Source organism: Brumicola blandensis, assembly GCF_031846165.1.
Taxonomy (GTDB): Bacteria; Pseudomonadota; Gammaproteobacteria; order Enterobacterales; family Alteromonadaceae; genus Glaciecola; species Glaciecola blandensis.
On record NZ_JAVRIE010000001.1, the window covers coordinates 202,887 to 214,061 of the forward strand.

Genomic DNA, 11,175 nt, shown 5'->3' on the forward strand with positions numbered 1-11,175 from the left:
TACTTATACTTTCGTTTAATATTAGCACTTAAAATAGAATTCGCTTATGTAAGTAAAAAAGCGCTAGCGGATTTACTTTTGTAACTTTAGCTGGTGTTTTTGTTGCTGCGATGTTCATTTGTCAACTTGCTGGGGTCCATGTAAGTTTTTAAATCGGCTCGCGATATACCAGATAGCTCTTCAGCCACATCTAATACTGAACGTTGCTCATGGAAGCTTTTTTCAGCAATTTCTGCGCACTTATCATAGCCTAGTTTATCGACTAAACTCGTCACCAAGATGGGGTTCCGCCAAAGTTTATCGCTTATGTGATCGTGGTTAACGGTCATACCGTCAATCGCCTTTTCAGCCAAGGCTGTGCTTGCGTTGCTTAATAGTTCAATGCTCTGAATGATATTAAATGCGATGAGCGGTAACATGGTATTCAATTGAAAGTTGCCAGCTTGGCCACCTAAAGAAATAGCAAAATCATTGCCTTGAACCTGAGTGCAGGCCATTAAAACGGATTCTGGGATAACTGGGTTTACCTTACCGGGCATGATGCTACTGCCTGCTTGCAGTTTTTTAAGCGTGATTTCACCTAAACCACTCGTTGGGCCGCTTCTCAACCAACGTAGGTCATTGGCTATTTTGCTCAAGCTTAATGCCGTTGAACGTAAAGAGCCACTTAGTGCAACAACAGCATCTTGCGAACTGATTGCCGCAAAATGGTTATCCGCCTCTTTAAATTGCAAGTTAAGACGTTTATTAATGTTTTTAGTGACTTCCTCACCAAATTGAGGGTGTGTATTAATACCTGTCCCAATTGCGCTGCCACCCACCGCAAGTTCCAGCAATTGAGGAAAACACACTTCAACATGAGATTTGGCGTTTTTTATTTGTGCTGACCAGCCACTGAGCTCTTGTCCAAAAGTCATCGGCACTGCATCCATAAGGTGGGTGCGACCAGTTTTAATCGTTTTTCGATTAGCGTGTGCTTGCTCATCTATTTTATCCGCAAGGTGATCAAGTGCAGGTAACAACGATTCAGACACACTAAAAGCAGCGCTAATGTGAATGCAAGAAGGAATAATATCATTGGAACTTTGGCCACAATTGACGTGGTCATTTGGATGAACTGCTGCCCCCGTCGATGCTGAAGCGAGCTTTGCAATGACTTCATTGGCGTTCATATTGGTACTTGTACCAGAGCCCGTTTGAAAAACATCGACATTAAACTGGTCGTCATGAATACCTTCGGCAACTTCAATGGCGGCTCTCTGTATAGCTGTGCTTATCTCTGGTTCTAGCTTACCTAAATCTCTATTTGCTTTGGCACAAGCGTATTTCAGTAGACCAAGTGAGCGAATAAACATTCGCGGCATTGTTAACTGGCTAATTTGGAAGTTCTCTAAGGCTTTTTCTGTTTCTTGGCCATATAGAATGCTTTCTGGATTAGATTTTTGCTTAAATGACATTGTCTGCCTTAGGAGCAATTGCCCCGTTAGGTCAATGAAGTCACTTTTTGAGAAAGTGAATGACGAACACTTTCCAAATAACTAAGTTCATTCAGAGATTCTGGCTTGTATTCAGGACACGCACGCACTTGTTCGAGCGTGAGATCGCACATCAGTGCTTGCGATGACCAACTGATTTCTGAAAATTGACTCGGCAACATCAGGACTTTCTTGCCGCCTGGTAGCCAATCCCTAGTATCGACCACAATGTAGTCAAGTGACCAAGTATAGGTATCTAAAATGAAGTCATACACATGCCCTTTAGCGCCATCTGTGGCGATAATTCCATAGTGCATAATTTCACGGATTGAACGCAGGTGGTTGTGACGGGTTTCTTCTTCCGCTTCTTCTAGTCGCGTTTTTTTACTGGCGACATCATCATCGGCTAAAGCGGTAGGGTAAGCGTGATCGCCCCAAACACTCGGGCCTATCCAATAGTAACCATAACCAAAGTAATCAAAATATGCTTTCTCAAACTCTCGTGAAACAGGCGTCTCTGAATCTGCAGATGGAGCAGCCTTCACTTGTTCCTTAGAAATAGAAACAAGCACTTCTTCTCCCTGTATATTTAATTCGTCCAACGCTACAGGCGAAATCAAGGCCTTATGACTCATTGGCATCCAGGTGTTGGTATCGGCGACCAAAAAGCGCGATGTCCACGAACGATCATCAATCAACAGATCATACGCTTTACCGACGGTACCGTTGTTTGCTTTTATCACAAAACTTAACACTTCGTTTAAGCTGATGAGCATATTGCCTCCCTCTCTTCTTCCCTAATTTAATTATTTCAAACAATCTCATTAACCAAAGATAAGGTATTGATTAGAATGGTTCGTGTTGTAATGATTATTATAGGTATCTTTAGGGGTTTATGCCAGTTTTGAGCTATTTAAAGGTTATGTTGTTTGATTTTATTGTTTGAGTTGTAACTAATGTGTGGTTTGGCATTTGATGAAGTGATACGCGCTCGGAAAGAATAGCGAGTCAGCTTTGATGTAAAAATATTTCTATATATGGCAGCGTAGTAATGTCATAATGACATTAAGAATACCCGCAAACTTGGCTCAAATAATGGTCTCTAATAAAGCCTATTTTAGCTCAGTAATATTTTTCAATAAACGACTGGATTTTTACGTAAGTGTCTGAAAAAAATAAAATAAACTCAGTTTTGTTCGTTTGTCTTGGCAATATATGTCGTTCACCAACTGCTGAGGGTGTATTCGCGCACAAAGCGCGACAAGCAGGCTTACCTATAAAAGTTGATTCAGCAGGTACTGCTGGCTTCCACGACGGGGCGGCACCAGATAAACGCTCGCAAGAAGTAGCAACGAAAAAGGGCTATGACTTATCAAAATTGAAGTGTCGCAAAGTAGTAGAGAGCGATTTTAGTCAATTTGATTATATTATGGCTATGGATGAAGCCAACCTGCGCGACCTAAAACGTAAATGCCCAAGTGAACATCAGCATAAGATTCGCTTATTTTTAGATTACGCGAATGCCGGATTTAGCGAGGTGCCAGACCCTTACTACGGCGGCAAAAGAGGCTTCGAATTAGTATTAGACCTTATTGAGCAAGCAAGCGAGGGCTTGTTACAAAAGCTCAAATAAGATGCTCTAGGAGACGCCCATTACATCTTCAGAACAAATGCGAAGTAGACCGCTCATTGGGGCGCTCGCATTTTTACTTATGAGTAGTTTTGTATTTTTGAGCGCTGATGGATTTTCTTATTTATCAGATCCCGTTGAACTGCACATATTGCTCCAAATTAAGCTTCCCGTTTTGTTCACCGCTATCTTGGTTGGAGTAGCAATTGCACTCAGTTCAGCGACTTTGCAAGTTCTGTTAAGAAACCCATTAGCCGACCCCGGCATAATAGGAATAAGCGCAGGAGCAAGCTTAATGGCTGCTGTGGTATTACTGACGGGGTCAATCACGCTTAGCTCTACCCAATGGGCGAGTTTGAGTTATTACATGCTCCCTTTGGCCTGTTTTGTTGGTGCAATGATTTCTAGTTTTTTAATCTTTGCCTTAGCGCGAAAGTTACAAGCTTCAATGAGTTCGGTGATCTTAGCGGGTATTGGTATCTCCACCATTGCGGGCGCAATCATTGGGTGGTTATATTTGTATGCGCCACCACAATCAATTAAAAACCTTAGTTTTTGGCTAATGGGTAGCTTGCACAATACCAATTACATTAGCTTATTATTCGCTGCACCTCTCATTCTTATCCCTGCAGTGCTTTTAATGCTACAAACTAGCAAACTTAATTGGCTTTATTTGGGGGCATCAGCAGCACAATTAAGAGGCTTAGAGCCGAAGAAATTTGAAAGAAACGTACTAATACTGTGCGCTTTATTGATCGGAACAAGTGTATCTATTGCTGGCAGCATTGCTTTTATTGGCCTGCTCATACCGCACTTTGTCAGGCAATTTTGGGGCCACGATAATCGAATTGTTATGCCAATGGCAGGTCTTCTAGGGGCTGGTTTGCTGATCTTTACCGCGAGCATTAATGAGTGGGTATTTGAATTTATTGTGCCAGTTTCCATGTTGACCGCCAGTATCGGCGGCCCGCTATTTATTTATAGTCTGCTTAAACAGCAGCGCCTTCACTAAACGCTAAAGTTGCATCAACCGCTTTTTGCCATTGAGAAAGAAGGGTAGTGCGAATCCCTTGGTCAATACGTGGACTAAAAGTATTTTCAATTTGTTTATGACTCATAATGTCTTCTAGGTTTTTATATAAACCCAGTTGTAAGCCGGCTAAATATGCTGCGCCTATTGCTGTGGTCTCCATATTTTTTGGGCGTTGAATATCAACTTGAAGAATGTCGGACAAGAATTGACACAACCAGTCATTAGCAACCATTCCACCATCAACTAATACTTTTGATGATGCAATCCCATCACTTGCCATCGCTTGCTGTAAATCATAGGTTTGATAGCAAACGGCTTCAAGCGCTGCGCGAGCGAAATGGGCTTGTGAAGTGCCTCTCGTCATGCCATATAAACTTGCTCTTGCATCGGGATTCCAGTGCGGGGCGCCTAAACCTGCAAAGCCTGGAACGAGGACGACGCCATGGTCATAGTCTAATGATTCAGCTAATGCTTGGCTTTCTTTTGCATCATTGATCACTCCTATGCCGTCTCTTAACCACTGAATGTTCGCTCCAGCAGTAAAGATGGACCCTTCTAATGCGTAGGTTGTTTTGCCATTAATAGTGTAACCGATGGTTGTGAGTAATTTATGCTGAGAGTTTAAGGCTTTGTCTCCAGTATTTAAGAGCGCGAAACAGCCCGTGCCATAGGTTGATTTTAAATCGCCTGGGTTAAAGCAACATTGACCAAACAGGGCGGCCTGCTGATCACCTGCAACGCCAGCAATAGGAAGTGACTTTCCGAATAGATTAGCTTGGGTAGTACCGAAGTCGTCAGCACATTGTAAGACTTCTGGTAGCACTGACTCAGGCACATCAAAAAGTGCTAATAGATCTTTATCCCATTTAAGATCATGAATATTAAATAGGTTTGTTCTTGAAGCATTGGTTGTATCGGTGACATGTTTTTTGCCACCAGTGAGACGCCAAATCAAGAAGCTGTCGATAGTGCCGAATGCTAATTTACCTTGCTCAGCCAATGCGCGTGCTCCGTCAACTTCATCAAGCAACCACTTTACCTTGGAGGCTGAAAAGTAGGGGTCTAACAATAGACCCGTTTTAGCCGTGACTGCAGCTTCCTTGACTTTAATACTGTTACAGAAAGCCGAGGTGCGGCGGTCTTGCCAAACGATAGCATTATAAATCGCTTGTCCTGTTTCACGATCCCAAACCAGGGTTGTCTCTCGTTGATTGGTGATACCAATTCCGGCAACCATCACGCCTTGTTCCTGTGCTTGATGAATGGCATCTTTACACGTTTCTACTGTGGTTTTCCAAATCTCTTCAGGGTCGTGCTCCACCCAACCATTGTTTGGATAAAACTGAGTAAATTCTTTCTGAGATGTTGCTACCTTCGTACCGTCCAAGTTAAAAACGATTGCTCTTGTGGAGGTGGTTCCTTGGTCTATGGACAGAATACCTTGCTGGCTTGACATGCGGACATCCTATTTGTTTTTTTTATTAAGATAAGCAGAATTTTAAACGCTTGCAACTGACAAACGATTTATCGATGGCACTTCGTTGTATGTTATCAAGGCTTGAAAGAATAATAAATCATATATATCATATTTACATGATACTTAAATGATTCGTCAGCGAAATTTCTACAATGTACCGATATTGTTCGATAAAAAATGCTTTTTTTGTCACAAAAATAAACACTTTAGAAATAAAGTACGTATGATTAAAGCGAGTAATGACGTAATCTTAAACGTTTATGAAAGCGTCTTCAATGAAATAGGGTATGGAAGGAAATATGATTCTTCGAGAAACCAATATAGACAAGCTCTCCGCTGAAGTATTTGATGTGCTTGTGCTCGGTGCCGGCATTAATGGTGCTGTATCTGCGGCTTCTCTTTCGCGAAAAGGGGCCAGCGTGGCGATGATTGATAAGGGGGATTTTGCAGGCCACACCTCATCTAACTCATCGAATTTGGCATGGGGTGGTATTAAATATCTAGAAAACCATGAATACCTGCTAGTGAATAAACTATGTAAAAGTCGAAATCATTTGATGAGAAGCTATCCATCGACAGTTCAAGAGATACGCTTTTTAACGACACTGCAAAAGGGTTTTCGATTTCCTGCTTGGTTTGTGTTTATCGGGACCTTTTTATATTGGCTAATGGGGCGCTTTTTTACGCAAGCACCTCAATTTCTATCTTCCGCAAAAATAAAAGCCTTAGAGCCGGCTATTGATGTCTCCAATGCTCAAGGTGGATTTGAGTATTCGGACGCATTTTTACACGATAATGACGCACGCTTTGTTTTTAACTTCGTGCGCAGTGCTATGGATAATGGTGCAATAGTTACAAATTATGTTGGCGCTGAGAAAAGTGAGAAGGTCGATGGCATTTGGCATACTCAAGCGATTGATCAAGAAACTGGGCTGGCTTTCACAATTCGGTCAAAGTCAATTATTAACGCTTGCGGTCCAATGGTAGACCAATACAACGATCAAGTTGAACAGAAAACCGAGCATCAGCATTTGTTCTCCAAAGGTGTTCATTTAATTGTTGATAAGCTAACGAAAGTCGACAAAGTTTTAGCCTTTTTTGCATCTGATGGTAGATTGTTTTTCGTTATCCCCATGGGGCAAAAAACCTGTTTGGGGACCACCGATAATCAAATTGAAGATCCACATCCTGAAGTGAGTGAAGCTGATCGCGACTTTATTTTGGATAACGTTAATGCTTTGTTGGATCTCGAGAAGCCATTAACGCGTGACGATATTATTTCTGAACGCTGTGGGGTGAGACCCCTTGCCGTGAAAGGTGGGCAGGGCGAAGCAGATTGGGTGCAACTATCCCGCAAACACGCCATTGATGTAAACAAAGAAGATAAATACTTAAGTGTATTCGGCGGTAAATTGACCGACTGCATCAATGTGGGTGAAGAGATTGCTGATATCATTGAAGACTTGGGTATTTCGTTAAGTCATCGAGATGCAATTTGGTATGGTGAATCGGCAGCAAACATAAAGCAAGAATTTGAATATCGAGCTGCTTTGATTGGCCTAGACGATATGACGCCAAGTTATAGCTCAGAAAAACTCACAACAAGACTGTGGCGAAGATATGATATTCACGCACTGCAAATATTAGATGAAATCCAACGAGATCCCACTCAAGCAGAGCAGTTGATGAAGAATGCTGAATACCTAAGAGCGGAGGTGCACTACGCTGCAAGACGTGAGATGATTACTAAGCTTGAAGATTTCGTGCGCCGGCGTTCAAAAATTGAAATGGTATTACGTAAAACAGATATTGTGAACACGCCTGGGATGATTGAAGCCTGTGAGATTCTGTTTGGTGAGAAAGCGGCAGAAAAGCGCAAAGAATATATCGACAAGGTTCTTCAACAATATCCTGGGACGCCTGTTGCCGTTGCGGCAAATAACAAATAAATTGTAAAAAGTAGGAATGAGTGAAGCCGACAGCCATGCTACAAGCCAGAAAACTCTGCTTACATAATCGCTTTGAGGATATCAATTTATCTTTGAATAGAGGCGAATGTTGGCACGTTTTGGGTCAAAACGGTGCAGGCAAAAGCTCCTTGTTCGATGTGTTGTCGGGGCTGACAGAGGCCAACGTTGGCGATGTCATCTATGATGGTAGGGCCTTAAGCGACATTAGTATTAGTGAGCGGGCAACGACCCGAGCTTATTTACAACAAACCTATTCTCTAGCTTTCTCACTTAGCGTGTCAGAGTTACTCAGCTTTTATTTGGACCAATCTACACTATTTCAGCAGCATACGACTCCAAGCTCTATTCCAGATATTTTAGTGCCTACTGAGTTAGATGAAGCTCTTCATGTCAACGCCTTGCTCGATCGTCCTCTGAATGAACTGAGTGGTGGTGAGCAACAACGTGTTCATATTGCACGTGTTTTGCTGCAAGTGTGGCCAGCAATTCAACAAGGTGAAGCCATTCTTCTAATGGATGAACCCTTACAAAATCTTGATATTGCCTTTCAGGAGTCGGTACTCATTCTATTTAAGACATTGGTAGTCATGGGAAACTTGCTAGTGATGAGTGTTCATGACGTTAATTTGTCTTTGCGTTTTGCCGATAAGGTCCTATTGCTCAAGCAGGGGAAATGCCAAGCCAGTGGTGAGAACAAGGCGATGCTTACAGCCTCCGGTGTCACTGAACTTTACGAATATCCCTTCGAATTGCTCCAGCTCAATAATAATATAGAAAAAACGTTTATTAGAAGACCAAATTAAAGATTGATATGGTAGTCTACACCCTTGTAAGCCTTTACTTAACGAAGTATTAGCATTGACAAGACAAGAATAAAAGAAGCGTAAGCATTTAATAGCATCACAATAAAAACATTTGAAACAGTAAAAAGGAAATACAGTGAGTCAATGGCAAGCCGATAGTTGGAGATCGAAACCTATTCTTCAACAACCCACCTATCAAGATCAAAAAGCACTTAAAGAGATAGAAGCAAAGTTAGCAAGCTATCCTCCTCTGGTTTTTGCCGAAGAAACACGCCAGTTGTTTAAACAATTGGGAGATGTTTGTGAAGGTAAGGGCTTCTTGCTACAAGGTGGCGACTGCGCTGAGTCCTTTGATGAATTCAATGCACCAAAAATTAGAGATACGTTTAAAGTCATATTGCAAATGGCGATTGTACTGACTTTTGCTGGTCGTTGTCCGGTAACAAAAGTAGCCAGAATGGCAGGACAATATGCTAAACCTCGCTCTTCCGATAGCGAGACGATTAATGGCATTACCTTGCCTAGTTATCGCGGCGATATCATAAACGGTTTCGAGTTTACAGAAGCGTCAAGACAGCCAGATCCAAACAGACTAATTGATGCCTATCATCGCAGTGCTGCAACCTTAAATCTATTACGAGCCTTTGCTCAGGGTGGTTTGGCCGATTTACATCAGGTTAATCGTTGGAATATGGCATTTTTAGAGAGCAACCCTCTGAAAGAGCGTTACCAAGATATGGCAGACCGTATTCAAGACACCTTGTCGTTTATGGATGTGATAGGCATTAATTCACAGAGTAATAGTGCTTTGCATGAGACTTCTCTGTTTACGTCTCATGAGGCGTTGTTACTGAATTACGAACAAGCGCTTACCCGTATTGATACTCTGACTGGCAAACCATATAACTGCTCGGCACATATGTTATGGATTGGCGAAAGAACGCGTCAGTTGGACCATGCTCATGTTGAGTTCTTTAGTGGTATCAACAATCCGATTGGAGTGAAAGTTGGTCCGAGCATGCAAGAAGATGAGTTGATACGCTTAATTGATGCCTTGAATCCAAATAACATTCCAGGGCGCTTAACCTTGATAACGCGCATGGGGGCCAATAATTTAGGTGATAACTTGCCGCGCCTGTTGCGCCGAGTAAAAGCTGAAGGTCGCAATGTTGTGTGGAGCTCAGATCCAATGCATGGTAATACAATTACCTCATCCAGCGGATATAAAACCAGAAACTTTGATGCAATCCTAACCGAAATAAAGCAGTTTTTTGATGCGCACAAAGCGGAAGGAACGCATGCTGGTGGTATCCACCTTGAAATGACCGGTCAACATGTTACCGAATGCACTGGCGGCGCTTACAAGATAGGTGATGATGACTTGTCTAAAGCTTATCAAACGCAATGTGACCCGCGCTTAAATGCTGATCAAGTATTGGAAATGGCATTCTTAGTCGCTGACCATTTGAAAAGCGCAAAGTAAGCAATATTCTTTTATTCCCGTTTTAACATATGATTCCTGCGAAGGCAGGAATCTAGCCTCCCACAATGCCCTTAAAAATTAGTATTGCTTGAGTAGTGACAATTAAGTTTAAAGAAGCATCCGTCTGCTATGAGGCAGTTTCTTACCCGTCACCATCGCGAACCACCTACGTCATTACCGCGAAGGCGGTAACCTCCAAAACAGCATAGTAATTAAAAAAACAGAATTATTTCAAAAATATAAAGCTAATGGCTATTGAAATATTTCTTGTGTGGCCTGAGATTCCTGCCTGCGCAGGAATGACGTAGGAGGTATTGGCTATGACTCCTTGTGGGATGGCTTGCGACCTTCATCAATCGGTCAAGTCTGAGGCACTAGCGGACTGTTGATTTTTTGAGGTTAAAGTCCGCGAAGAGCGATAAAGGGAAGGTCACCACATTATATAATTACCGTCGGCCAAGGTATTTTAAGCAACCACAATATTTCTACGCTTTTGGGCCGTTGGACTGATTTTTACCCATTTGAATAAAAACATAATAATGACTTTAGTAATACCACTGGTAATCGCCAACACTAGCAATGGCCATCCTATGCTTAGCCCCATACTTAAAGCAAAAGCTATAGTCGAAATATCCATCATAAAGATGAATTGACTCATCTTTAAATCGACAGCACCTGTGCTACCTGAATTAATAATTAGCTTTATTTGGTGGTAATAACCTTGAGCTATCAAGATTGTTACTAAAACAATGATAGTTGTAGAAATATATTTTCCTTGATCGATTATTGTTTCACCGATAAATAATCCTGCGATAGCAATCAGCAAAGTTGCACAGGCTAAGCTAAAGGAGCTTTTAGAGTGGTTAGATTTTCGGTCTTGCCAAATTTCAAACAAAATAAACGCTACTAATAGCGAAGCAAGTAATCTCGGCCAGACTATATAGTGATTAAACGGTTCTATTGAATATCCGTATATAAAAAACGACAAATATGCCAAGTAGCTAACTGTAAATTGGTTTAATGATAAAAGTGCAGTTGGCCTTTCGCTTTCAATACCAGACTCTTTTCTCTTCCATATCGTTCTCAATTGAGAAAACACACCATACAAACTAACAATAATAAAAATCGTATTGATCGTTCCGAAAATATTATATGAATCCAAATTAATCTTACCTATTTTATCGTCACACGCCTTATTGTCGACAATAATAGGGGTAAATCGAATATATATCAATTAAAATACTTTTTAAATTGATAATTGTCGACAATGTATTTGTTTGAGAAGGTGTAGATGTGATTCTGTT

At 41.6% G+C, this 11,175-nt stretch carries 9 protein-coding genes; 5 read left to right on the forward strand and 4 right to left on the reverse strand.

The features are described from left to right. Positions 1 to 86: 86 nt before the first annotated feature. Both RM544_RS00885 and RM544_RS00890 read right to left on the reverse strand, forming a co-directional pair. Entirely contained in the window at positions 87 to 1,457 is a 1,371-nt protein-coding gene (locus RM544_RS00885; protein ID WP_311359900.1) for a class II fumarate hydratase, read from the reverse strand. A 26-nt stretch (positions 1,458 to 1,483) separates the two neighbouring features. Beyond that, entirely contained in the window at positions 1,484 to 2,251 is a 768-nt protein-coding gene (locus RM544_RS00890) for a PRC-barrel domain containing protein (RefSeq protein WP_311359901.1), read from the reverse strand. Positions 2,252 to 2,637: 386 nt separating this feature from the next. Between RM544_RS00890 and RM544_RS00895 the strand changes: the two genes are divergently transcribed. Both RM544_RS00895 and RM544_RS00900 read left to right on the forward strand, forming a co-directional pair. Continuing rightward, positions 2,638 to 3,108: a low molecular weight protein-tyrosine-phosphatase gene (locus tag RM544_RS00895; RefSeq protein ID WP_311359902.1), complete on the forward strand. Its 471-nt coding sequence runs from the start codon at positions 2,638 to 2,640 to the stop codon at positions 3,106 to 3,108. Between the two features lie 37 nt (positions 3,109 to 3,145). After that, positions 3,146 to 4,117 carry a FecCD family ABC transporter permease gene (locus RM544_RS00900; RefSeq protein WP_311359903.1) on the forward strand — a complete coding sequence of 324 codons (972 nt, stop codon included), beginning with the start codon at positions 3,146 to 3,148 and terminating at the stop codon, positions 4,115 to 4,117. Here RM544_RS00900 and glpK read toward each other — a convergent pair. Further along, positions 4,095 to 5,594 (reverse strand): glycerol kinase GlpK, encoded by a 1,500-nt coding sequence (gene glpK / locus RM544_RS00905; protein WP_311359904.1) that lies wholly within the window; start codon positions 5,592 to 5,594, stop codon positions 4,095 to 4,097. The two genes, RM544_RS00900 and glpK, sit on opposite strands and share 23 nt — an antisense overlap. A 320-nt stretch (positions 5,595 to 5,914) precedes the next feature. Between glpK and RM544_RS00910 the strand changes: the two genes are divergently transcribed. The 3 genes from RM544_RS00910 (at position 5,915) to RM544_RS00920 (ending at position 9,871) form a co-directional block, all read left to right on the forward strand. Beyond that, complete coding sequence (locus tag RM544_RS00910; RefSeq protein WP_311359905.1) at positions 5,915 to 7,564, forward strand: glycerol-3-phosphate dehydrogenase/oxidase; 1,650 nt, start codon at positions 5,915 to 5,917, stop codon at positions 7,562 to 7,564. 20 nt (positions 7,565 to 7,584) lie between these two features. Further along, positions 7,585 to 8,388, forward strand: coding sequence for an ATP-binding cassette domain-containing protein (locus RM544_RS00915; RefSeq protein WP_311359906.1), 804 nt, complete (start codon positions 7,585 to 7,587; stop codon positions 8,386 to 8,388). Positions 8,389 to 8,524: 136 nt separating this feature from the next. Beyond that, positions 8,525 to 9,871 (forward strand): class II 3-deoxy-7-phosphoheptulonate synthase, encoded by a 1,347-nt coding sequence (locus RM544_RS00920; protein ID WP_311359907.1) that lies wholly within the window; start codon positions 8,525 to 8,527, stop codon positions 9,869 to 9,871. A 466-nt stretch (positions 9,872 to 10,337) separates the two neighbouring features. On the opposite strand, the gene RM544_RS00925 is transcribed toward RM544_RS00920, so the two are convergent. Continuing rightward, positions 10,338 to 11,033, reverse strand: coding sequence for a hypothetical protein (locus RM544_RS00925; protein ID WP_311359908.1), 696 nt, complete (start codon positions 11,031 to 11,033; stop codon positions 10,338 to 10,340). Positions 11,034 to 11,175 lie beyond the last annotated feature (142 nt).